The sequence below is a fragment of the Pseudomonas sp. FG47 genome (genome assembly GCF_057809115.1).
On the sequence record NZ_JBMDJI010000001.1, the window covers coordinates 265,614 to 289,071 of the forward strand.

The 23,458-nt window shown below is 65.0% G+C and carries 22 protein-coding genes and 1 tRNA gene; 13 read left to right on the top strand and 10 right to left on the bottom strand.

The genetic code is table 11. The features are described 5' to 3' along the window. Positions 1-237: 237 nt before the first annotated feature. Both ACODS5_RS01285 and rsd read left to right on the top strand, forming a co-directional pair. Positions 238-744: a disulfide bond formation protein B gene (locus ACODS5_RS01285; protein ID WP_134688976.1), complete on the top strand. Its 507-nt coding sequence runs from the start codon at positions 238-240 to the stop codon at positions 742-744. Positions 745-974: 230 nt separating this feature from the next. Continuing rightward, positions 975-1,445: a sigma D regulator gene (rsd, locus tag ACODS5_RS01290; protein WP_134688975.1), complete on the top strand. Its 471-nt coding sequence runs from the start codon at positions 975-977 to the stop codon at positions 1,443-1,445. Position 1,446: 1 nt separating this feature from the next. Here the strand turns inward: rsd and ACODS5_RS01295 are convergent, their stop codons facing one another. Then, entirely contained in the window at positions 1,447-2,112 is a 666-nt protein-coding gene (locus tag ACODS5_RS01295) for an FKBP-type peptidyl-prolyl cis-trans isomerase (protein ID WP_489107724.1), read from the bottom strand. 224 nt (positions 2,113-2,336) lie between these two features. Between ACODS5_RS01295 and ACODS5_RS01300 the strand changes: the two genes are divergently transcribed. Continuing rightward, a complete protein-coding gene (locus ACODS5_RS01300; protein WP_489107725.1) occupies positions 2,337-3,296 on the top strand; it encodes an AlgP family protein in 960 nt (319 codons plus the stop codon). On the opposite strand, the gene ACODS5_RS01305 is transcribed toward ACODS5_RS01300, so the two are convergent. After that, complete coding sequence (locus tag ACODS5_RS01305) at positions 3,272-3,751, bottom strand: TIGR02444 family protein (RefSeq protein WP_489107726.1); 480 nt, start codon at positions 3,749-3,751, stop codon at positions 3,272-3,274. The genes ACODS5_RS01300 and ACODS5_RS01305 overlap by 25 nt on opposite strands. A 50-nt stretch (positions 3,752-3,801) precedes the next feature. Here ACODS5_RS01305 and ACODS5_RS01310 point away from each other — a divergent pair, with 50 nt between their 5' ends. From ACODS5_RS01310 to ACODS5_RS01320, 3 genes are all read left to right on the top strand, one after another. Next, complete coding sequence (locus ACODS5_RS01310; protein ID WP_489107727.1) at positions 3,802-5,712, top strand: ATP-binding cassette domain-containing protein; 1,911 nt, start codon at positions 3,802-3,804, stop codon at positions 5,710-5,712. Continuing rightward, positions 5,712-6,299, top strand: a complete 588-nt coding sequence (locus ACODS5_RS01315; RefSeq protein ID WP_134688970.1) for a mechanosensitive ion channel family protein — start codon at positions 5,712-5,714, stop codon at positions 6,297-6,299. Before ACODS5_RS01310 ends, ACODS5_RS01315 begins: the two co-directional genes overlap by 1 nt. Positions 6,300-6,385: 86 nt before the next feature. Next, positions 6,386-7,018 (top strand): LysE family transporter, encoded by a 633-nt coding sequence (locus tag ACODS5_RS01320; RefSeq protein WP_134688969.1) that lies wholly within the window; start codon positions 6,386-6,388, stop codon positions 7,016-7,018. An 89-nt stretch (positions 7,019-7,107) separates the two neighbouring features. On the opposite strand, the gene ACODS5_RS01325 is transcribed toward ACODS5_RS01320, so the two are convergent. Further along, a complete protein-coding gene (locus ACODS5_RS01325; RefSeq protein ID WP_134688968.1) occupies positions 7,108-7,860 on the bottom strand; it encodes a slipin family protein in 753 nt (250 codons plus the stop codon). Between the two features lie 3 nt (positions 7,861-7,863). Further along, positions 7,864-9,213 carry an NfeD family protein gene (locus ACODS5_RS01330; protein ID WP_489107728.1) on the bottom strand — a complete coding sequence of 450 codons (1,350 nt, stop codon included), beginning with the start codon at positions 9,211-9,213 and terminating at the stop codon, positions 7,864-7,866. Positions 9,214-9,309: 96 nt separating this feature from the next. Between ACODS5_RS01330 and ACODS5_RS01335 the strand changes: the two genes are divergently transcribed. From ACODS5_RS01335 to ACODS5_RS01345, 3 genes are all read left to right on the top strand, one after another. After that, positions 9,310-9,768, top strand: a complete 459-nt coding sequence (locus ACODS5_RS01335) for an aminoacyl-tRNA deacylase (protein ID WP_134688966.1) — start codon at positions 9,310-9,312, stop codon at positions 9,766-9,768. Positions 9,769-9,828: 60 nt separating this feature from the next. After that, the gene (locus ACODS5_RS01340; protein ID WP_134688965.1) at positions 9,829-10,071 is read left to right on the top strand and encodes a DUF2789 domain-containing protein; all 243 of its coding nucleotides are present in this window, start codon (positions 9,829-9,831) and stop codon (positions 10,069-10,071) included. 70 nt (positions 10,072-10,141) lie between these two features. Beyond that, a complete protein-coding gene (locus ACODS5_RS01345; RefSeq protein WP_134688964.1) occupies positions 10,142-10,780 on the top strand; it encodes an NADH:ubiquinone oxidoreductase subunit N in 639 nt (212 codons plus the stop codon). Between the two features lie 6 nt (positions 10,781-10,786). On the opposite strand, the gene ACODS5_RS01350 is transcribed toward ACODS5_RS01345, so the two are convergent. From ACODS5_RS01350 to ACODS5_RS01370, 5 genes are all read right to left on the bottom strand, one after another. Then, a complete protein-coding gene (locus tag ACODS5_RS01350) occupies positions 10,787-11,224 on the bottom strand; it encodes a CBS domain-containing protein (RefSeq protein WP_489107729.1) in 438 nt (145 codons plus the stop codon). A gap of 141 nt (positions 11,225-11,365) precedes the next feature. After that, entirely contained in the window at positions 11,366-13,096 is a 1,731-nt protein-coding gene (locus tag ACODS5_RS01355) for a dipeptidase (RefSeq protein ID WP_489107730.1), read from the bottom strand. A 159-nt stretch (positions 13,097-13,255) separates the two neighbouring features. Next, positions 13,256-13,332 (bottom strand) — tRNA-Arg (locus ACODS5_RS01360). Between the two features lie 85 nt (positions 13,333-13,417). After that, a complete protein-coding gene (locus ACODS5_RS01365) occupies positions 13,418-14,281 on the bottom strand; it encodes an ABC transporter ATP-binding protein (protein ID WP_489107731.1) in 864 nt (287 codons plus the stop codon). Continuing rightward, positions 14,278-15,861 carry an ABC transporter permease gene (locus tag ACODS5_RS01370; protein WP_489107732.1) on the bottom strand — a complete coding sequence of 528 codons (1,584 nt, stop codon included), beginning with the start codon at positions 15,859-15,861 and terminating at the stop codon, positions 14,278-14,280. The genes ACODS5_RS01365 and ACODS5_RS01370 overlap by 4 nt, the downstream gene beginning before the upstream one ends. Positions 15,862-16,160: 299 nt before the next feature. Between ACODS5_RS01370 and ACODS5_RS01375 the strand changes: the two genes are divergently transcribed. Both ACODS5_RS01375 and ACODS5_RS01380 read left to right on the top strand, forming a co-directional pair. Further along, positions 16,161-17,201: an ABC transporter substrate-binding protein gene (locus ACODS5_RS01375; protein ID WP_134688959.1), complete on the top strand. Its 1,041-nt coding sequence runs from the start codon at positions 16,161-16,163 to the stop codon at positions 17,199-17,201. A 28-nt stretch (positions 17,202-17,229) separates the two neighbouring features. Then, entirely contained in the window at positions 17,230-18,135 is a 906-nt protein-coding gene (locus tag ACODS5_RS01380; protein WP_489107733.1) for a TauD/TfdA dioxygenase family protein, read from the top strand. Positions 18,136-18,167: 32 nt separating this feature from the next. On the opposite strand, the gene ACODS5_RS01385 is transcribed toward ACODS5_RS01380, so the two are convergent. Next, on the bottom strand, positions 18,168-19,073 hold the full coding sequence (locus tag ACODS5_RS01385) for a LysR family transcriptional regulator (protein ID WP_489107734.1): 906 nt from the start codon (positions 19,071-19,073) through the stop codon (positions 18,168-18,170). 192 nt (positions 19,074-19,265) lie between these two features. On the opposite strand from ACODS5_RS01385, the gene ACODS5_RS01390 reads away from it, so the two are divergent. Then, entirely contained in the window at positions 19,266-21,599 is a 2,334-nt protein-coding gene (locus ACODS5_RS01390; protein ID WP_489107735.1) for a TonB-dependent receptor, read from the top strand. A gap of 17 nt (positions 21,600-21,616) precedes the next feature. Then, positions 21,617-23,290 carry an aryl-sulfate sulfotransferase gene (locus ACODS5_RS01395; RefSeq protein WP_489107736.1) on the top strand — a complete coding sequence of 558 codons (1,674 nt, stop codon included), beginning with the start codon at positions 21,617-21,619 and terminating at the stop codon, positions 23,288-23,290. The last annotated feature ends 168 nt before the right edge of the window (positions 23,291-23,458 follow it).

Genomic DNA, 23,458 nt, shown 5'->3' on the forward strand with positions numbered 1-23,458 from the left:
ACCAGGCGCCGCTTTGCCGGTGTTCGCCGGCAAGGCTGATGCCCTTGGCGCACGTTTCCAACGCGCTAATGCCGTGCTGTTGACTGCATCTGCCTCCTTGTCAGAACTTTCCTGCCTGCCACAGAATCAATTCTGAGCCCATTCAGCGACTTGTCCCCGCTGTAGCGCCTTGATACAAAGCGCACCTTTCCTCTACCGTTTTCACCATCCTCCCTGACTCGCGGACACCCCTTGCCCATGTCGCTGGCCTGCTTGCGCAGCTTTTACCTTCCCGCCTTCCTGATTGCCCTGGGGGTGCTGGTCGCCTCGTTCCGGCTCGAATCGGTGGTTGGCCTGATTCCCTGCGCGCTGTGTTTCAGTCAGCGTCTGATGCTCGGCCTGTATGCCTTGGCCAGCCTGGCGGCGTTGCTGCACGCCCCCCGCTCATGGGCCAAGCGCGGCTATGCCTGGCTGACCCTGGCCACCGCCGTGGCCGGGGCGTTGCTGGCGGGGCGGCATGTCTGGCTGCAGAGCGACCCATCGCCCATCGCCGGTTGCCACCTGCCGCTGGAGCAGCTCATGCAGCGGCCCCTGGGCGAGATCCTGCGCATGTTCGTGTTGGGCAGTCCCGATTGCGTCTCCATCAGTTGGAGCTTCCTCGACCTGACCTTGCCCGAATGGAGCCTGCTGGCCTTTTTGCTGCTGGCCGCGCTGCCCGCGTCCTGGCTGGTGGCGTATCGATTCCGCAAGGGCGCGCTGCGTTGACCCAGGGCAATGCCCGTGGCGTTGTTCGACCAGTGGTGCAGGCGAAAGGGATTAAACGCTTGTATGAACTTTGTCTGCTGCGTACCTTGATGGGCAGGTCGCGCGGGCATAATCTCCCAGCACGCCCACCGAAAATACAACTGCTCGATGCCGTTTGCTGATGTCACCTTTGTGCCACGGTATTGTGTCGCGAGGTGCAGCGGCATCCACCCAGAAGGGATGAGATTGCCATGCTCGATAGTTGCCAGAACGCCCAGGAACGCTGGGGCGGAGTTCACAAGCTGATCGATCGTTGGCTGGAGGAGCGCCAGGACCTGGTGCAAGCCTTCCGCGCCCTGCGCGATGCAAAGCCGGCGTTTGCCGACAAAGAGAAGAACCGCGATTTCTGCGCGGTGCTGGTGGACTATGTCTCGGCCTGGCATTTCGAAGTCAGCGAGCAATTGGTCAGTGAAGCCAAGGCATTTGGTGATACCGGTGCGTTGGAACTGGCAAAGCAGATCAACCCACGCATCGATGACAGCACCCAGATCGCCCTGGCTTTCAATGATCATTGCGAGAAAGGCGAGTGCAGGGATACCGAGCGTTTTGCCGAGAAGCTGGCCAAGCTCGGCGGCCTGCTGCACGAGCGCTTCGAACTGGAAGATTGCCTGATCGAGGTGTTGCACAACGCCCACAAGCAAGAAGACGCGGTGCAGGCCTGATTCAGTCGGCCACGTCCAGCAGCTCGATTTCGAACACCAGAGGGGTATAGGGCGCGATCAGGTCGCCCGCCCCGTCGGCGCCATAGGCTTTGGCCGATGGCACCACCAAGCGCCATTTCGCCCCGGCCTTCATCTTCGGCAACGCCACCTGCCAGCCTTCGATCACCGAGTCGAGCTTGAACCATTGCGGTTGCAGGTTCTGGTCGAACACCGTGCCGTCCGGCAGGCGTCCCACATAGCGTACCTGCACCCTGCCGCTGGCCTTGGGCTGGGCGCCCGTGCCGCTGGCCAGCTCGCTGTAGAGAATGCCGTCGGCCAGCTCGTGGACGCCGTTGCGGGCGCGTTCGCCGGCGAGGAAGCGTTTCTCCTCGGTCAGTAGCTTGTCCACCTGCGCCTGTTCGGCGGCGGCATTGGCCTGTTCTTCATGCTGCGCGAGGATGGCCTGCATGCGCGACTTGGCGATACGCGGTGGCTCACCTTGATACGCCTGGCGCAGGCCCTCCACCAGGACCTCGAGCTGTAGCCCAGGCACTTCCTGGCGCAGCCGTTCGCCCAGACTGCTACCCAGGCTGTAGGCCAGGTCAGCGTCATTGGCGGGTGGGTTATCGGTGCTGGCCAGGCACAGCGCAGGCACCAGGCACAGGCCGAAAATCAGAGAGCGATGCATGGAAGACTCCTGCGGCAATGAGCGCGAAGTATGCCAGCCTTGTCGCTGAAAGATGTGTAAATATCGGCAACACATTAACGGGCAACTACACTTGCTTGCAGCTGCAAGACAACAACTTTGCCCAGGCATGCAACGCGGCGCTACCGAGACGGTCAACATGCCCTAGCGGCGGTAGCAGCAGAAGCATAGTATGAGCCGCACTCTCGTCAGCCAGGAGGTAAACCATGTCGGCCAAAAAGAAGCCAGTAAGTACGCCGTTGCACCTGCTCCAGCAACTTTCGGGCAGCCTGCTCGAACATTTGGAAGATGCCTGCTCCCAAGCGCTGGCGGATGCCGAGAAACTATTGGCCAAGTTGGAAAAACAACGTGGCAAGGCGCAGGAGAAACTGCACAACGCCCGCTTGAAGTTGCAGGACGCGGCCAAGGCGGGTAAAGCCAAGGCGCAGGGCAAGGCGAAAAAAGCCGCGGGCGAACTTGAAGATTTGCTCGACTCGCTCAAGGATCGCCAGACCCAGACCCGCACTTATATTCAGCAACTCAAGCGCGATGCCCAGGAAAGCCTGAAACTGGCCCAGGGTGTCGGCAAGGTGCGCGAGGCCGCGGCCAAGGCACTGGACTCGCGTGCGGCAGCACCGAAAGCCGCCGCCAAGCCTGCGGCGAAAACCACCGCGGCCAAACCGGCAGCAAAACCAGCTGGCAAGCCAGCCACCAAGGCGCCGGCTCGGGCTGCTGCTGCCAAGCCAGCGGCTAAACCCGCTGCGGCCAAGGCCCCGGCCAGAGCCGCTGCGACCAAGCCTGTCGCTGCCAAGGCGCCGGCGAAAACCGCCGCAGCCAAACCCGCCGCCAAGCCAGCGGCTAAACCAGCCGCTGCCAAGCCTGCCGCCGCCAAGGCCACGGCGAAAACCGCAGCGGTCAAACCCGCGGCCAAGCCGGCAGCTGCCAAGGCTCCGGTGAAAGCTGCGGCGACCAAACCTGCTGCCACCAAAGCGCCAGCCAAACCGGCCGCCAAGCCTGCTGCCGCCAGGACGCGGTCCAGGCCCGCCGCCGCCAAGCCGGTTGCCAGCAAACCAGCTGACAGCAAACCTGCCACTGCGGCCAACGGCGCCTCCCCGGCGTCGGCAACCAGCGTGGCAGCGCCAGCAGCAACTGCCACCCCGGCTCAGTCGCCGACTTCGGCGTCCTGAAGCTCACGGGCCGCGACGCGCAGCTGATGCAGCGCGTCGTGGTTCCGGGCCTGGTCCGGCGCCAGTCGGGCCAGCCAATCCTGCCCAGCGTCCGCTGTCGCAGGCCATTCCCGCGCCAGCGCCTCCAGGCGTTCCAGCAAGGCGCGCTCAGCCTGTAGTTCCAGGTCCTTGACCTGTTCACGCAACACGCTCAACCGCGGGTCGGCCAGCGCGTGCTCGCGCCACTGCTGGCGTAGCGTGCGCAGCGGCGCAACCACGTCGCGTTGCCAGGGGCCGGCCAAGGCCTGCAAGGCGGCCGTTCGTTGCTCGTCGGCGGCCACGCCACGGGCCTGCAGCCAGGTGGCGCAGAGCAACAGGCAGACATCGCCGCCCAGTTCCTGAAGGGCCAGGCTGGCCGCTTCGACACCCGGTCGGGCGTACAGGGCCAGGGCGTGATTCCACAGGTCGGTGTGCATGGTTTCACTCGCGCCAGGGGTCGGCGAAGCTGGTAGACTCCGCGACCATCATGATCAGACTATCGAACCTCACTTTACAGCGTGGTCCACAGCGCCTGCTAGAAGGCGCTGAGATGACCCTGCACACCGGTCACAAGGCCGGCCTGATCGGCGCCAACGGCGCCGGCAAATCCAGCCTGTTCGCCCTGCTGCGCGGTGAGCTGTCGCCCGATGCCGGCGACTGCCTGCTGCCCGGTGACTGGCGCATCGCCCACATGCGCCAGGAGGTCGACACACTCGAGCGTATCGCCGTGGACTACGTGCTCGACGGCGATGTGCGCCTGCGCAAGGTTCAGGCCGAACTCGCCGCCGCCGAGCAGGCCCACGACGGCACCGCCCTGGCTCGCCTGCACAGTGAGCTGGACAGCGCCGACGGCTACACCGCCGATGCCCGCGCGCGCAAGCTGCTGGCGGGCCTTGGTTTCAGCAACGAGCAGATGGACCGCCGGGTCGGCGACTTCTCCGGTGGCTGGCGAATGCGTCTGAACCTGGCGCAGGCCTTGATGTGCCCGTCCGACCTGCTGCTGCTCGACGAGCCCACCAACCACCTGGACCTCGATGCCATCCTCTGGCTCGAGGACTGGCTCAAGGGCTACCCGGGCACGCTGTTGCTGATCTCCCACGACCGCGACTTCCTCGATGCCGTGGTCGACCATGTGCTGCATGTCGAGCAGCGCAAGCTCAATCTCTACAAGGGCGGCTACAGCGCCTTCGAGCGCACCCGCGCCGAACGCCTGGCACAGCAGCAGCAGGCGTACGAGAAGCAGCAGGCGCAGCGCGCGCACATGGAAAAGTACATCGCCCGCTTCAAGGCCCAGGCCACCAAGGCGCGCCAGGCGCAAAGCCGGATCAAGGCCCTGGAGCGCATGGAGGAGCTATCGGCGGCCCATGTCGACTCGCCATTCGACTTCGTCTTCCGCGAGTCGGAGAAAATCTCCAGCCCGCTGCTCGATCTCGCCGAAGGCCGCCTGGGTTACGGCGACAAGGCGATCCTCGAGAAGGTCAAGCTGCAACTGGCGCCCGGTGCGCGCATCGGCCTGCTCGGCCCCAACGGCGCGGGCAAGTCGACCCTGATCAAGAACCTCGCCGGCGAGTTGCAGCCGCTGTCCGGGCGCCTGGTGCGCGGCGAGAACCTCGCCGTCGGCTACTTCGCCCAGCACCAGCTCGATTCGCTGGACGACAAGGCCAGCCCGCTGCTGCACTTGCAGCGCATCGCGCAGAGCGAGCGAGAACAGACCCTGCGTGACTTCCTTGGTGGCTTCGACTTCCACGGTAATCGCGTCGACGAGCCGGTGGTCAACTTCTCTGGCGGCGAAAAGGCTCGCCTGGCCCTGGCGTTGATTGCCTGGGAACGGCCTAACCTGCTGCTGCTGGACGAGCCGACCAACCACCTCGATCTGGAGATGCGCCTGGCGTTGACCATGGCCCTGCAGGAGTTCGCCGGTGCAGTGGTGGTGGTGTCCCACGACCGTCACCTGCTCAAGAGCACCACCGACGATTTCCTGCTGGTGGCCGAGGGTAAGGTCGACACCTTCGACGGCGACCTCGACGATTACAGCCGCTGGCTGATCGAGTACCGTCAGCGCAACGCGCCGGTCAGCACTACTTCGGTCAACCCGGACAAAACCGACAAGAAAGCCCAGCGCCAGGCCGCCGCCGCCCTGCGTCAGCAGTTGGCGCCGCACAAGAAGGCCGCCGACAAACTCGAGGCCGAGCTCAACCAAGTGCACCAGCAACTGGCCGAGATCGAGACCGCCCTTGGCGACAGCGGGTTGTACGAGGCCTCGCGCAAGGATGAGCTGCGCGACCTGCTGGCCCGCCAGACCAAGCTCAAGCAACGCGAAGGCGAGCTTGAGGAAGCCTGGATGGAAGCCTTGGAAACGCTGGAAAGCATGCAGGCCGAACTCGAGGCGCTGTCCTGATGGAGGAGCTGCGCTCGCTGTTGCCGGGGCAATGGATGGACTCGATGTGGCTGGGGTTGCAGATTCTGCTGATCCTGATCGCAGCGTTCGTCCTGCAGCGCATGGTCGCTCGCGGGTTGAGAAGCCTGGGCGAACGCTACCCGTTGCCGCACGAGCTGATGGTGCCGGTGCGCGGCGCCCTGCGCTGGCTGATCATGGGCAGCGCGCTGCTGTTCGTGCTCGAGCGCCTGGGCGTCTCGGCCACGGTGCTGTGGACCGCGCTGTCGGGTTTCGTCGCGGTGGCGGCGGTGGCGTTCTTCGCTATCTGGAGCGTGCTGTCCAACCTGCTGTGCGCGGTGTTGATCTTCACCGTCGGGCCGTTTCGTATCGGCGATGTGGTCGAGCTGGTCGATACCCTCGACAAGCCGGGGGTGAAGGGCCGGGTGATCGCCATCAACCTGCTGTACACCACGCTGATGGAAACACCAGAGGCCGGTGGCGCGCTGGTGCAGGTGCCCAACAGCCAGTTCTTCCAGAAGGCCGTGCGCCGCTGGCGTGGGGCCGAGGCGGCGGTCATGCTGCAGGACTCACCGGCCCTCGACGACTGATCGTTGCAAGCGCAAAAACCGCTGGTTATTTTTTCGCCATCGCCGTAGCTTAACGTTTTGCAAAAGTTGTTCGAGCGAGGTGTGCGATGTCGATGGAAACGTGGTTGGCGTTCTTTGCCGCGTGCTGGGTGATCAGCCTGTCGCCGGGCGCCGGGGCAATCGCCTCGATGTCCAGTGGGCTGCAGTACGGTTTTTGGCGTGGCTACTGGAACGCCCTGGGCCTGCAGCTAGGCCTGATCGTGCAGATCGCCATCATTGCCGCCGGTGTGGGCGCTATCCTCGCCGCCTCGGCCACGGCCTTCCAGGTCATCAAGTGGTTCGGCGTTGCCTACCTGGTCTACCTCGCCTACAAACAGTGGCGCGCGCTGCCGATGGACATGAGCGACGAGTCCGGCGTGCGGCCGATCGGCAAGCCGCTGAGCCTGGTGTTCCGTGGTTTCCTGGTCAACGTCAGCAACCCCAAGGCGCTGGTGTTCATGCTTGCGGTGCTGCCGCAGTTCATCAACCCGCACCAGGCGTTGCTGCCCCAGTACGTGGCGATCACCGTGACCATGATCAGCGTCGACATGCTGGTGATGGCGGGTTACACCGGCCTGGCTTCGCGGGTGCTGCGCCTGTTGCGTACGCCGAAGCAGCAGAAGCGCTTGAACCGCACCTTTGCCGGGCTGTTCATCGGTGCCGCGACCTTCCTGGCCACCCTGCGTCGGGCACCGATCTGAACTTCATACTGTTCCTCCTGTAGGAGCCAGCTTGCTGGCGAATGGCCCTGTTCGCCAGCAAGCTGGCTCCTACAGGGGATCGTGTGGCCTCAACGTTGTTTGTCCACCAACCCCCTGAGCAGGTCCAGCGGCAACGGGAAGACGATGGTCGAGCTCTTGTCCCCGGCGATACTGCCCAGCGTCTGCATGTAGCGCAGTTGCATCGCTCCAGGTTCCTTGCCCAGCATCTGCGCGGCCTGCATCAGCTTTTCCGAGGCCTGCAACTCGCCCTCGGCATGGATCACCTTGGCCCGCCGTTCGCGCTCGGCCTCGGCCTGGCGGGCGATGGCGCGGACCATCGACTCGTTGAGGTCGACATGCTTGATCTCGACGTTGGCCACCTTGATGCCCCAGGCGTCAGTCTGCGCATCCAGCACTTCACGAATGTCCATGTTCAACTGCTCGCGCTCGGCCAGCAGTTCGTCCAGCTCGTGCTTGCCGAGCACGGCGCGCAGGGTGGTCTGGGCCAGCTGGCTGGTGGCAGTGAGGAAGTCCTCGACCTGGATGATGGCCTTCTGTGGGTCGAGCACGCGAAAGTACAGCACCGCGTTGACCTTGACCGAGACGTTGTCGCGGGTGATCACGTCCTGGGGCGGCACATCGAGCACCACGGTGCGCAGGTCGACACGGACCATCTGCTGGATGCCGGGGATCAGGATGATCAGCCCCGGGCCCTTGACCTGCCAGAAGCGCCCGAGCTGGAACACCACGCCGCGCTCGTACTCGCGCAGGATGCGCAGCGCCGAGAGCAGCAGTATGGCCAGCAGCACCAGCACGGCGCTGAAACCGAATTGCATGAACATCGTCTATTCTCCTTGCGCCGTGGGCGCAGTGGCGCTGACCTCCAGGGTCACGCCATGACGGGCCGTCACCCGCACGTGCTGGCCAGGTTGCAGCGGTGTCGCGCACTGCACCTGCCATTGTTCGCCCTGGGCCTGTACCGAGCCGCAGAACGGGTTGTCGGTGCGCACCTGCGTCACCGTGACCAGGCTGCCCAGCAATCCGGCATCACCGCTGACCAAGGCGCGCCGCCGCGCCTTCAGTGCCATGCCCAGCACGCCGCCGAGCAACAGCGCCGAGAGCACCGCCAGGCTGATGATCAGCGCCAGCGGAATGCCGAAGCCGGGGGCGTCGGTGTCCATCAGGATCACCGCCCCGACGACGAAGGCGACGATACCGCCGAAGCCGACCACGCCGAAGCTGGGCAGGAACGCCTCGGCGACCATGAACGCCACCCCGAGCAGGATCAACGCCACCCCGGCATGGCTCACCGGCAACAGTTGCAGGGCATACAGCGCCAGCAGCAGGCAGATGCCACCGACCACGCCGCCGACCCCGGAGCCCGGGTTCATGAATTCGAACAACAGGCCGTACACGCCGATCATGATCAGGATCAGCGCCACGCTGGGGTTGGTGATCACTGCGAGCAGGCGGGTGCGCCAGTCTGGCAGGTGTTCGGTCACGCTGGCCGCATGGGTGCGCAGTTGCACGGGCTGGCCCGCGACGAGCAGTGACTTGCCATCGACCTGGCGCAGCAGGTCGGGAAGGTCAGCGGCGACCAGGTCGATTACCTGTAACCGCTGGGCTTCGCTGGCTGACAGGCTGACGGCCTCGCGCACGGCCTTCTCCGCCCAGTCGGCGTTGCGCCCGCGCAGCTGGGCCAGGCCGCGGATGTAGGCGGCGGCGTCATTGACCTGTTTACGTGCCAGCGTGCCTTCTTCGCTGTTCGTGGCGGGTTGGTCATCTTTGCCGGGGGCGCCGATCTGGACTGGCGTCGCGGCGCCGAGGTTGGTCCCCGGTGCCATGGCCGCGACGTGACTGGCATAGAGTATGTAGGTGCCAGCGCTAGCCGCCCTGGCGCCACCCGGGGCGACGTAGGTGGCCACCGGCACGGGGCTGGCGAGGATGGCCTTGATGATCTGGCGCATGGCGCTGTCCAGCCCGCCGGGGGTGTCGAGGCGGATCACCACCAGTTGCGCCTGCTGCTCGCGTGCCTGCTCCAGGCCGCGCAGCAGGTAGTCGGCGCTGGCCGGGCCGATGGCGTCGTCGACACTGAGCAGCCAGACGCTGCCGGCGGGCGCGGCCTGCCCGCCCGGCGCCAGGCCAAGCATCAGCAGCAACAGCAACAGCAACACACGCCAGCCGTGAGCGATCACCTGTCGTCACCTCGTGCGGACCTGTTCCTGAAGTTTAGCCGTGCCTGCCGGGGCACGGCCTAAACTTCAGGGTGGGGGCTAAACCGGAGGTGCAACATGCGTATGGCCAAGACCCTGCAGCAGCGCCTGGACCAGGCCAACTGCGACTACGACATCATTCCCCATCCCCATTCGGCCACCAGCCTGGAGTCGGCGCGCACGGCCGGGGTACCCGCCGAGCGGGTCGCCAAGTCAGTGATGCTCGACGACCGCCATGGCAACTACATCATGGCTGTGCTGCCGGCAAACCGGCACCTGGACATGACCGAGGTGCGCATGACCGGTGCCTGGCAACTGACCCGCGAGAGCAACCTGCCAAGCCTGTTCGGCGATTGCGAGCGCGGGGCTGTCCCGGCGCTGGGCAGCGCCTATGATATTCCGATGCTGCTCGACCGGAGTCTTACCCGCCAGGGCGATGTCTATTTCGAGGCAGGTGACCACGATCACCTTATCCACATGAGCATGGAGCAATACTTGAAGCTGGTGCCGCACGCCGAAGTGCGCGAATTGAGCTGATGCTCGCAACCCATGCCGGGCTGGCGTCGTGGACGACTGGCCTGGCCAAAGGAGTGAATCATGGAAGCGCCGATCCACAAGTTTTCCGAGCTGTTCAAGCAACTGGGCCTGGCCGATGATGCCCAGGGCATCGACCAGTTCATCACCAGCCATTCCCCGCTCAAGGGAGATGTGAAACTGGTGGATGCGCCGTTCTGGAACGACGCCCAACGCGCCTTCCTCAGAGACAGCATCAATGAGGATGCCGATTGGGCGGAGCTGTTCGACCAACTCAACGAAGCCTTGCGTCGCCCCCGCAAATAAAGCGCCGAGCGGCACCTGATGGGTGATCGGGCCGTTGCTATGCTCAGGGAAAACAACAGGGGATGGCGCAATGAAAGATCCCTACGCACCAGGCTTCTGGTGCACCGTGACGATCCTGGGCACCCTGAGCGCCGGCTACTTCTACGGTATCCGGCACACCCACACGATGAATCATGCCGTGCAGTTTCTCTATGCCGCCGCCGCCGTGACCGGGGCGGTGGCGCTCTGCGGCCTGGTTTGGATCGCCTGGCAGCAGTTGCACCTGAACCGGCGGGAAGTGGCCCAGGGGCGAACGTTGCTGACCATCTGGAACACCAAGGTTGCCTTGCGCCGGGTCGAAACGGTGTTCGATCGCTACTTCTGGGGCAGCTACTGGCACTCCGGGCGCACCTTCGAAGAGGTCATGGGCGAACTCAAGGGCACGCCCCTGGAGCAGAGCCTCGATGCCCTCAAGCGCCAGTGCCGTGAGCTCGACCGGGAAATCCATGACCACCATCATCACTGGCTGGCCAACGCCCGCGACCTGTCCAGCGTGGCCACGGCCATGGCCCGTGAACGCTATCAGCTCGACCTGTGCGATGCACCCGCGCGCGACGGCGGCAATACCGCCGTGCTCAATCGCGACCTGGAAGTGCTGGTGTACACCTGGTCGGCGCGCCTGCGCAGCTTCGACCATCAGCTGGACGAGCTGGAGCGCGCCTATCACTGAGCAGGGTCATTCGCCACGAATGTACTGCTCCAATTGCAGGATCAGGTTGGCTTGTTCGGCGATGGTTTCCTTGACCAGGTCGCCGATCGACAACAGCCCGAGCAGTTTGCCGTTGTCCACCACAGGCAGGTGGCGCAGGTGGCGATTGGTCATCAGGTTCATGCAGTACTCGAGGTTGTGCTTGGGCTCCACGGTGACCACCGGCGAGCTCATGATCTCGCGCACTGGCGTGGCTGCCGAGGAGCGACCCTTGAGCACCAGCTTGCGGGCGTAGTCGCGTTCGCTGACGATGCCCACCACCTGGTCGTTCTCCACCACCGGCAGCGCGCCGACGTTCTTCTCTGCCAGCAGCTTCAGGGCATCGAGCACCGAGTCGTCAGGGCTGATGGTGTAGACGGTCTGATGCTGGGCTTTGGCTTTGAGGATTTGTTCGACGTTCTTCATACGGGCCTCGGTGAATGGAAACGCGACGTGTCGGAGTAAATAAAGCATCCGGCACGGCGCTCTGCACGGCAATGCCGGAAACGGCATCGAGGTGATTGAAAAACGTCATGGGGTGAGGGGCCGTCAAGCGGCCCCCGGATCTCAGAGTTTCGGCATCTGCCCGAGGCGCGCGACCATCTCGCTGACCACCTGCAGGTCGAGCATGAACTGCTCCACGGTCTTGAACTCGTTGTCGTTGTGCCCGGTGTACTTCACATCCGGCATGGCCAGGCCGAACTGCACGCCATTGGGCAGGTCATGCACCGAGGTGGCGCCGGCGGAGGTGCCGAACTCGTGCTTCATGCCCAGGTTCTCGCTAGCCACCGCCAACAGCGCCTTGACCCACTCGCCTTCCGGGTTGCGGTACATCGGCTCGTCGAGGCTGTAGTCGAAGGCCACCGAAGTGTGGCTGTTGCGCGCCCAGGCACCGAGCTTGTCGGAGATCTCGGTCTTGAGGGTTTCCAACGGCTTGCCCTTGGGAATGCGCAGGTTCACCGCCAGCTTGAGGGCCTTGTCATCCAGGCCGACAAAGGTCAGCGAGGTGGTCAGCGGGCCCATGAAGTCGTCCTTGAAGCCGACGCCAAGGGTGTTGCCCAGGTAGTCCAGCCCCCAGTTGTCGGCCGCGTAGCGGGCCGCGTCGGTGATGTGGTTGTGCTTGAGCGGTACCTGCTTTTGCACGCCATTGAGGAAATCGAGCATGCGCGCCACCGGGTTGACCCCGGACTCCGGCTCGGAGGAGTGCGCCGACACGCCGGTGACGGTCAGCAGCACCTGCTTGCCATCGGCCTTGGCGTCGATGCTGAAGTCGCCACCGTGCTGCTTGACGTACTCGGCGCCGGCCTTTTCCAGGGCCTTGGCCAGGTCTGCCGGTTTGTCGCCAAGCAAGGTCGCCACCGAGCTGCCGGGGATCTGGTTGGTGGCCAGGCCACCGGTCAGGCCCACCACCTCGGCACCTTTGCCTGTGCCTGCGCGTTTGGTGAAGGTGGCCATCACGGTGCCGTAGCCCTTCTCGGCGATCACCACCGGGTAGCCGCCGTCCAGCGCCAGGTTGTAGTCGGGGGTGGCGTTGCGTTCGAAGTAGTAAGGAATGGCGTCGCCGGTGGTTTCCTCGGTGGTGTCCACCAGCAGCTTGAACTGGCGGGCCAGGGGCAGCTTCTCGTCCTTGGCCACTTTCAGCGCGTACAGCGCGACGACGATGCCGTTCTTGTCGTCCTCGGTGCCGCGGCCGTACATGCGATCGCCTACCAGGGTGACCTTGAACGGGTCCAGCTTGGTGCCGTCCTTGAGCTTCCAGTTGTCCGGATTGACCGGTACCACGTCGGCGTGGGCATGGATGCCGATCACTTCCTTGCCTTCGCCCAGGGTGATTTCGTAGACGCGGTTGTCGATGTTGCGGAACTGCAAGCCGAAGCCCTCGGCCAGGGCCTTGATCTTGTCGGCGATCTTGTGGAATTCCGGGTTCTCGTGCTGCGGCACGCCCTCCTTGCGCACGGTAGGGATCGCCACCAGTTCGCGCAGGGTCTCGGTGGCGGCCTTGGCGTACTTGATACGGGTGTACAGGCCCAGCAGGCGGTTGATCTCGTCCTGCTGCTCGGCGGTCAGCGACTTGCCGGCCAGGTAGGCCTTGAGGGTCGCGTCGAGTTTGTCGGCCTTGGCCAGGTCGCTGCCGGCCAGCTTGCCGAGGAACTGCTTGAAGTCGGCCGGGTTGCTGCCGTCGTAGGCCTTGACGATGGCGGCGGACTGTTGCTGGGTGAGGTTGGCCTGGGCCGGGATCGCGAACATGGCCGCGCTGGCCAGCAGCACGGAGGCGGCGGAAAGCTTGGTAAATGGCATGGGCGTGCGCATTCCTTTGCAAGTGGGGGAAGGTGCCCGTTTACGCAAACGGGAAGTGCCCACGCTAACACCAATGACCCCTCTCGCGGGAGAGGTGGCACTGTGCAGTCACGCACAAACGAAAAAGCCCCGGGGCAATGCCCCAGGGCTTTTTGAAGATGGCGCACTCGGCGGGATTCGAACCCACGACCCCTGCCTTCGGAGGGCAGTACTCTATCCAGCTGAGCTACGAGTGCAACGGGCCGCATGATACCCATGTGTATCGGTGGCGTCCATGGTCTTGATCTGCGGATGTTTTTCCCCGGGGCGCGGGCCGCCTGGTCACAGGGCGATCAGTTCCGGTCGCAAGCCCTCCACGCGCTGCACGCTGGGCTTCAAGTAACCCTCGGCGCCGGTGATCTGGTGCAGCACTTTCTCGCGCAACCCATGCAGGGCCACCCCGGTGCGTTGGCGCGGATGTGGCAACGCGATCTCCACCACCGCCTTGATTCGTCCCGGTCGCGGCTCCAGCACCACTACCCGGTCGGCCAGGTAGGTCGCCTCCTCGGCGTCGTGGGTGACCAGCAGGATGGTAATACCCGAGCGCTTGCGAATGGCCAGCAGCTCATCCTGCAACTGCTGGCGGGTCAGGGCGTCGAGCGCGCCAAACGGCTCGTCCAGCAGCAGGATCCGCGGGCTGGCCACAAGCCCCCGGGCGATCGCTACCCGTTGCGCCATGCCGCCAGACAGCTGGTGTGGATAGGCCGACTCGAAACCGACCAGGCCCACCAACTGCACGAACTCATGCACGCGCCGGGCGCGCTCGCCCTGGGTCAGGTGCTCGTTCACCAGGCCCAGGCCGATGTTCTGTTCCACGTTCAGCCAGGGGAACAGACGGTGCTCCTGGAACACGATGCCGCGCTCGCCGCCAATGCCGCGCACGGGCTGTCCATCGACCTGGATACTGCCGCTGTAGTCGGTGTCCAGCCCCACCAGCAGGCGCAGCAGGGTGGACTTGCCGCAGCCGGATGAGCCGACGATGGCGATGAACTCGCCCTCGTTGATCGACAGGTCGAAGTCGCGAATGGCCTCGAACGGCTGGCCGTCTACACTGAAGGTCTTGCCGACCCGTTCGAAACTGACCAGCGGTGGTGTGACGTCGGCCTGGTTGGCCGCGTGCAGGGCCGGGGTGATGAAGGCGTTCATGCGGTTCTCCAGCGCGTGGCGCGCGATTCTAGGGATTGCCCGAGGTGGCCGAGCAAGGCGCCGACCAGGCCGATCAGGACCATGGCGGCCATTACCTGGTCCATGCGGAACAATTGCTGGGCGCCGATCATCAGGCTGGCGATGCCGCCGTCCGAGGGCATGAAGTACTCGGCGCCGATGGTGCCGAGCCAGGCGTAGATCAGCGCCAGGCGCAGCCCGGCGAAGATCGCCGGCGCGGCGCCGGGCAGCACCAGCAGACGCAGCCGGTGCACCAGGTCCAGGCGCAGGGCCTGCGCCGCCTCGCCCAGCTGTGGCGCAAGGCTGGCGATGCCGCGTTGGGTGGCGATCAGCATCGGGAAGAACGCCGCCAGTGCGACGAACACCAGCTTGGCGCTTTCACCCAGGCCGAACCAGGCGGTCAGCAGCGGCACCCAGGCGAACAGCGCCACCTGGCGCAACGCCGACAGGCTTGGGCCGAGCAGGCGCTCGGCGTTGGCTGACAGGCCCAGCAGCAGGCCCAAGGCGAACCCCGCGCCACCGCCGATCAACAGACCGGCCAGGGTGCGTTGCAGGCTCAAACGCAGGGCCTCGGGTAACGAACCGTCGAGCAGGCCTGCGTACAGGCTGCGCAGCACATCCAGCGGAGAAGAGAGGATGTTGGCATCGACCCAGCCAAGGCTATTGGCGGCCTGCCACAGCAGCAACAGCCCCGCAGGCAGCAGCAGGCTTTGCCAGCCGCGTGGCACCTGGCCGCGCAACTGCTCGCCAGTGGCCGGTTGCGGCCAGTGCAACAGGCTGCGTTCCAGGCGCGAGAAGCCGCGCTCCATCAGTGCGCCGACCAGGCCGATCAGCAGGATGCAGAGGAACACCAGGTCGAGCATGAACAACTGCCGCCCCCAGACCATCAGGTAGCCGATGCCTTCGCTGGAGGCCAGCAGTTCCACAGCCAGCAGCGAGGTCCAGCCAGTGGCCAGGGCCAGCCGCACACCGGCGAGAAACGCCGGTAGCGCGGCAGGCAGCAACAGGCGCAGGAACAGCAGGTGAGGGCGCAGGCGCAGGACAGCGGCGGCCTCGCGCAGCTTGGGCTGGGCGTCGCGCACCCCGACCAGGGTATGTAGCGTTACCGGCACCACCACCGCCTTGACCAGCACCACCAGCTTAAGTGGCTCGCCGATGCCGAAGAACAGCATGAACAGCGGGATCCAGGCCAGGGTTGGGATTTGCGCCAGGGCAACGAAGGTGGGCAGCACCAGAGTCTGCGCCCGTCGCGACCCGCCCAGCCAGGTGCCCAGCAGCAGGCCGCTGGCGATTCCTGCCAGCAGCCCCCAGATCAGGCGCTGCAGACTTATCCACAGGTGACCCCAGAGTTCGCCGGAGCCGAACTCCAGCGCACTCTGCCAGACCAGCGCGGGGGCGGGCAGGATCTGTTCGCTCATCCAATGCTCACGGCTGGCGACGACCCACAAGGCCGCCACCGACAACGGCACGATCCACGGCAGGTAGGAGCGGCCTTGTGTCGCGAAAGGGCCGCGTAGCGGCCCCCACAGGCGCCGCGGACTTGCGCTCAAGACTTCGCTCATCGGGGCATCTCCCAAACCGTTCCTTGTTTATTCATTTATGGAATTAAAAATTCACATAAATTGCATTCAAGAGATAAGAGCATGCGGCCGGTGCATGCGAAAGCCCCGTCCCGTTGCGTTTTCCTCATATTTTCCATGCGTTTCCTGCAAGCTCGTCGCAGGCCCGCATGGCGCCTGGGTTATGTCTTCTGGTTACTAAAAAATGAAGTTTTGATCTTTGTAGGTTCTAACCGGACCTGCCTAGCTTCTGGCCCATAGCGCCGGCCATCGCCGGTGGCAGCCTGCCAAGGAGCCTTGCCATGAAAACCACCTTCCGCCACCTGCTCAGCCCGTTGCTCGCCGCCTTGTTGAGTGCCGTGCCCGTGGCAGCGCATGCCGCCCAGCCGGATGTGATCCGTATCGCCGTGCCCGACCTCAGCGCCGGCAGCAAGCCCAGCGCCGGCGGCGTGGTGGATGTGCTGCGCGACCAGCAACTGCTGGAGAAAGAGTTTGCCAAGGACGGCATCCGCATCGACTGGCGCTTCTTCAAGGGCGCAGGCCCCGTGGTCAACGAGGCCCTGGCCAACGGCCAGGCAGACTTCGCCTACCTGGGCGACCTGGCCGCGATCATCGGCAAGGCCAGCGGCCTCGACACCCGCGTGCTGTCGGCAGGGGTGCGCGGTGTGAAGAGCTACCTCGGCGTAGTCCCGGGCTCGGGCATCCACAGCCTGCAGGATCTCAAGGGCAAGCGCGTGGCAGTGTTCCGCGGCACCGCCAACCAGCTGTCGTTTGCCAGTGCCCTGGCCAGCCAGGGGCTGTCCGAGCGTGAACTGAAAGTGATCAACCTCGACTTCAACGCCGCCAATGCCGCCCTGGCCGCCAAGCAGATCGACGCCACCTGGGGCCTGTCCAACCTGCTGTCGCTGCGCGAGCGGGGCTTGGTCGAGTTGCCGGTCAACTCACGCAACCTGCAAGGGGCCGGCAGTACTCAGGCGGTGCTGCTGGGCACCGGCGCGTTCATTCGCCAGCACCCCGACCTGGTGCAGCGCCTGGTCAATGCCCAGGAACAGGCGGCGAAGTGGCTGCGCGACGAGCGTAACCGCGAGGCCTATGTGGACCTCGTGGCCAATACCGCCAACTGGCCGAAGTCGATCCTGCGCGACGACCTGGCCGAGGAAAACCTTGCCGAGTACTTCGATCCACGCCTGGACGCTGGCTTCGTCGCCCTGCTGCAACAGGGCGTCGACCTGGCCGCCAAGGAGCGCCTGATCCGCCGCGGCTTCCAGGTGGCCGACTGGGTCGAGCCACGCTTCATCGATCACGCCCTGCAACAGGACCAAGCCGTCCAGGCCGCCCGCTGACCCGACAACAACCCTGAGGAGCACGACCATGAGCAACGCTGCACTGGCCACCGCGCCGCAACCCCTCGAACTCGACATCCACCCCGTTGCCGGGCGCATTGGCGCCGAGATTCGCGGCATCAAGCTGTCCGCCGACCTCGACCCGGCAACCGTCGATGCCATCCAGGCGGCGCTGGTGCAGTACAAGGTGATCTTCTTCCGAGGCCAGGAGCATCTGGACGACGTCGGCCAGGAAGCCTTCGCCCAGCGGCTCGGCGACCCCATCGCCCACCCCACGGTGCCCGTGGTCGACGGCACCAGCTACCTGCTCCAGCTCGATGGCGCCGAGGGGCAGCGGGCCAACTCCTGGCACACCGACGTGACCTTCGTCGATGCCTACCCCAAGGCTTCGATCCTGCGCAGCGTGGTGGCCCCGGCCTCCGGTGGCGACACGGTGTGGGCCAACACCGCCGCGGCCTACCAGGAGCTGCCCGAACCGCTGCGTACCCTGGCCGACCAGCTGTGGGCGGTGCACAGCAACGAGTACGACTACGCCAGCGTGAAACCGGATGTCGATCCGGCCAAGCTGGAGCGCTACCGCAAGGTGTTCACTTCGACGGTGTACGAGACCGAGCACCCGGTGGTGCGCGTGCATCCGGTCAGTGGCGAGCGCGTGCTGCAACTGGGGCATTTCGTCAAACGCATCAAGGGCTATTCGCTGGCCGACTCGCAGCATCTGTTCGCGGTACTGCAGGGGCATGTGACACGCCTGGAAAACACCGTGCGCTGGCGCTGGCAGGCCGGGGACGTGGCGATCTGGGACAACCGCGCAACGCAGCACTATGCGGTGGATGACTACGGTGCGCAGCCGCGCATCGTGCGCCGCGTTACCCTGGCTGGCGAGGTGCCGGTGGGGGTGGATGGGCAAGTGAGCCGGACCACGCGCAAGGGCTGAGATCGCTGGGGCCGCAAAGCGGCCCCTGTTCGCTACAACTCGGCGTCACAGGTCAGCAACTGCCTCACCAATCCCTGCGCCAGCGCCGACAAGCCATACCCCACCCGGCTCACCACCCCATAGCGGGTGTAGAACGCCTCCTCCTGTTCCGCCGCTAGGTCCGCCAACTTGAGCGCCACCAGCCCTTCATACGGCCGCAGGTTTGCGCCGCAGGCAATGCCGATGGTGTCCGAGTGCAGCACCACATTGAGCAGCGCATAGCCATGCTCGCATTCCACGCTGGGCAGGAAGTCCTGGCGCCCACTGAGGTCGCTGAGGATCTTGCGGATGTTCGGCGGGCGGAAGGTGGTCGCCAGCGGATAGTCGAACAGGTCCTGCGCCCGTACTTCGCCACGCTCGGTCAGCGGATGCCCGGCGCGGCAACAGAAATGCCAGCGTTGTGGCGTGAGCTTGTGCACCTGGTAATCCGGGTCGGCTTCGAACTGGCGGGTGTCGGCGACGAAGAACTCGATCTCCTCGGCGATCAGCCGGCGGTTCAAGGCCTGCCAATTGTCCACCTGGAAGCAGGTGCGCGCTGCCGGGTACTCGGCGACGAAGCGTGCAACCGCCCGCGGCACCAGCCCACCGGCGGGCGCCGGCCCCGAGCCAAAGCGCACCACGCCGGTGGTGGCGCCGTTGAACTGGTTGATCTCGTTGACCAGATTGTGCGCCCCATGCACCAGGCGCCGCGAATGCTCCAGCACCAGCAGGCCCTGGCGGGTCGGCGCCAGTTCCTTGCTGGCGCGGTCGACCAGGCGGCAGCCGACGTTGTGCTCCAGCGTCTGGATGCTGCGGCTGAAAGCCGATTGCGAAAGGTTCACCGCAGCCGCCGCGGCGACGAAGCTGCGGTGCTCGACAAGGGCGATGAAGTGGCGGAGCTGGCGCAGGTCGATATGCATTTTCTACATGGAAACTTTCGGTGGAATGCAATTGCTGGGAAGGGTTGGGAACCTTATAAAGGGAGTCTCTTATTCCACAAAATATGAATTACAAATATTTATATCTCTTAAAAGAATATAAGCCAGCCTGACCGCGATTCGGTTCCGCCAACGGAAATGCTCGCCTGGGCCCTTGCCTCAAGGAGCATCTGCATGTCCCGACTTTCCCGTTGGCCCGCGCGCGCCTCGTTGTTCGCCCTGCAACCCCTGGCGGCTGGAGTGCTGCTGGCCGCTTCCGGCAGCAGCTTTGCCGATGAGCCCAACGCCGCCCCAGCCGTGACGCAGGAAGCCCAGCTCGGCACGGTCACCGTCAATGCCCGGCGACGCGAAGAGACCGCGCAGAGCGTGCCCACGCCGATCAGCGTGCTGGGCAGCGAAACCCTCGAGACCCAGCGCATCTACCGCGTGCAGGATTTGCAGCAACTGGTGCCGAGCACCAACGTCGCCTATGTGCACGCCCGCCAGTCGAGCATCTCCATCCGCGGCCTGGGCAACAACCCCGCCAGCGATGGCCTGGAAGGCAGCGTCGGGATCTACCTCGACAACGTCTACCTCGGCCGCCCGGGCATGGCGGTGTTCGACCTGCTCGATGTCGAACAGTTGGAAGTGCTGCGCGGCCCGCAGGGGACGTTGTTCGGCAAGAACACCACTGCCGGGGTGCTCAACATCACCACGCGCAAGCCAACCTTCCACCAGGAGGGCAGCGTGCAGTCATCGCTGGGCGAGGATGGCTACTGGCAGACCCAGGGCAGTTTCTCCGGCCCTTTGACCGACACCCTCGCCGGGCGCATCAGCGCTTATCACACCGAGGACGACGGCTATGTGAAGAACGTCTACAACGGCCACGATCTCAACGGTGGCAAGCGCCAGGGCTTCCGCACCCAGTTGCTGTTCAAGCCCAGCGAAACCTTCAATCTGCGCTGGATCGGCGAATACAACGAAGAAAACTCCGACAACGGCATCCTCAGCCTGTACAGCACCGGGCCGACCATCAACGGCGTGAACCGTTACGAGAGCCTGGCCGCCCAGGCCGGCGCCACCCTGGTGTCGGGCAAGGATCGCAAGGTCAACTTCGACGCCGACCAGATGGTCAAGGTGTTCCAGGGCGGTACTTCGGTGGAAGCCAACTGGACCCTGCCCAACGACTTCACTCTCACCTCGATCACCGCCTACCGCTGGTGGGACTTCACGCCGCGCAACGACGATGGCCTCAACGTGCCGGTGTTCCACAGCGCCGGGGTTTCAGTCCGTGACAAGCAGTACTCCCAGGAAATCCGCCTGGCTTCGCCCACCGGCGGCTTCTTCGACTATGTACTCGGGGCCTACTACTTCAAGCAGGACCTGGACAACAAATCGTTTACCTACAACGGACCGCAGGCCGACATCTGGAACCTGACCCCGGCTGGCGCCCTGGCCAACGTCACCACAATCGGCAACGGCCATATCGATACCGACAGCTACGCGTTGTTCGCCCAGGGCACCTGGCACCTTACCGAGCGCCTGGATTTCACCGCCGGGGTGCGCGGCACCTATGAAGAGAAAAGCGCCTGGGTGACCCGCGACGCACCGTCCGGCGGCGCGGCCGTTACCGGTGCGGCGGCCGCGGCTCGCCAGGGCCGGGTGGGCGCCTACGATTCGGGCGACCTCAACCAGTACAGCTTCGCGCCATCCGGGCTGCTCAGCCTGAGCTACCGCTTCAGCGATGACCTGCTCGGTTATGCCAGCTTGTCCCACGGCGAGAAGTCCGGTGGCGTCAACCTGACCGTCGGCGCCGCGCCACGGCTGGGCACCGATTCGTTGCTGGTGGGCACCGAGCGCGCCAACAACGCCGAACTCGGCATCAAGAGCAGCTGGTTCGACAACCGCCTGCAACTGAACAGCAACCTGTTCTGGACCGAGGTCCACGGCTACCAGGCCAACGTCTACGACCAGGTCAACCGCGTGCAGTATCTGGCCAACGCCGGCAGCGTGCGCTCCCGCGGCCTGGAGTTCGAGGCCACGGCAGCGCCGTTGCGCGGGCTGACCCTGAACTTCAACGGTTCGTGGAACGACGTGCGCTACACCGAGTACGACGACGCGCCGTGCCCGCCGGAAATCAGCCTGGCCAATGCCGCCGCCACCTGCGACCTGTCAGGTCACCAGGTGGTGGGTGCCTCCAAGTACATCGCCAACCTCAACGGCCAGTACAAGTGGCAGCTGACCGAGCGTATCGAGCCCTATGTCACCGCCAGTTACGCCTTCCGTTCCAAGGCCGTGGGCACCATCGACGACTCCGATTACGGGCAGATCCCCAGCTACGCCATCGTCAACCTGTCCACCGGCGTGCGCCTGGACCAGGGCGACGGCGTGCTCGACCTGTCGCTGTGGGTGAAAAACGCCGGCGACAAGACCTACTTCACCAGCCTGTGGAACTCCGCCAACGGCGGTTACGCCGGGGTGCTGGGTACTCCGCGCACCCTGGGCGCCACCGCCCGTTACGACTTCTGAGCACAAGGAGCTTTGCCATGAATGCCAAGACCCAACCGCATGACTTGCCCGAGGGCGCCTGCCTCACCGCCAAGGTGCCCGACCGCGACCAAGCCCTGCTCGGCGACGTGGTGGTCAACCCGTACCGCCTGGCGCCGTTGACCGCGATCATCCGTGATGGCGGGCGCACCCTGAGCGCCGCCCATGTGCGGGTGCTGGGGCGCGGCGAGCGCGGTATCGATATTGTCTACGACGTGTCCGACCGCTCGCTGTGGACCTACGGCGGCATTCCGGTGTTCGGCCTGTACCCCGACCATGTCAATGAGATCGAGGTGAGCTACAAGCTCGATGGCGAACGCATCCGCGAGCGTTACGAAATCTACGCCCCGGCAGTGCGCCTGCCGGTGGTGGCGAAGCAGACGGCGGCGCTGCCCGAGGTCGAACCGGTCAAGGTCGCGCCTGGCTTCGAGCGGCGGCTGTACCTGTTCAACCACCTGCTGGCCGAGATCCCCGGCGGGCGTGCCTTCAAGTGGAACGGCCTGGGTGGCGCCGCCGAGTGGGACTCGGTGGGCAACAACTGGATCGCCGACAGCAACGGCGATGTGCGCTGGTACCTCGATATCGAGCAGATCCACGATTCCAACCACCGCGACGGCCTGGGCGGGACCATGGGCTTCCACCAGACCCGTGACGGCAAGCTGATCTGGGGCCAGGGCCAGACCTACTCCAAGTACGACCTGCTTGGCCGGCGTATCTGGCAGCGCAACCTGCCGGACAAGTTCGCCGACTTCTCCCACGAGATTCGCGAGACGCCCAACGGCACCTACCTGTTGCGGGTCGGCACCAGCGACTACCGCCGCCCGGATGGCAAGCGCGTGCGCTCGATCCGCGACCATATCATCGAGGTCAACGAGGCCGGCGACGTACTGGACTTCTGGGACCTGAACCAGATCCTCGACCCGTACCGCGGCGAGTTGCTGGAAACCCTGGGCAAGGCCGCGATCCAGCTGCCGGACGGTGTGCAGAAACAGGACGAGCGCCTGGCCAACGAGCTGGCCGAAGGCGACCTGCCGTTCGGCGACACGCCCGGCGTCGGTACCGGACGCAACTGGGCCCACGTCAATGCCATCGACTACGACGCCGATGACGACAGCATCATCGTTTCAGCTCGTCACCAGGGCGTGGTAAAGATCGGTCGCGACAAGCAGGTGAAGTGGATTCTTGCCGCGCCCCAGGGCTGGCCGGCGCGCCTGCAGGAAAAGGTGCTCAAACCCGTGGGCGAGGGCTTCGAGTGGTCCTGGACCCAGCACACTGCCTGGCTGACCGGACGCGGCACGCTGACCGTGTTCGACAACGGCTGGGGCCGGGACTTCGGCCCTACCAAGTTGGCGGACAACTACAGCCGGGCGGTGGAGTACAAGATCGACGAGGCCAAGGGCACGGTCGAGCAGGTGTGGCAGTACGGCAAGGAACGCGGTGACGAATGGTACAGCCCGATCACCTCGGTGGTGGCGTATCGGGCCGATACCGATACCCAGTTCATCTATTCGGCGTCGGTGAACTTCCTCACGCCCCAGAAGCTGACGACCAGCGTGCTCAATGAAGTGCGTCGCGGCACCCAGGAGGTGGCCGTGGAGCTGAAAGTGCACAGTCGTCAGCCTGGCAGCGTGGGCTACCGGGCGCTGGTGATCGAACTCGACAAGGCGTTCTGATGGACTAACCTGCCAAGGCCCTATCGCGGGGCACCTCGCATCGGCGCACCGGTGCGAGGTGCCCCGCGATGCATTTCCACTGATCTGAATCTCGACCACTCGTTCTTTTTTTCGAACAGCCTATTGTCCAACCCCCCAGCGCCCGCTTAGCATTCCGTTTGAGATTTC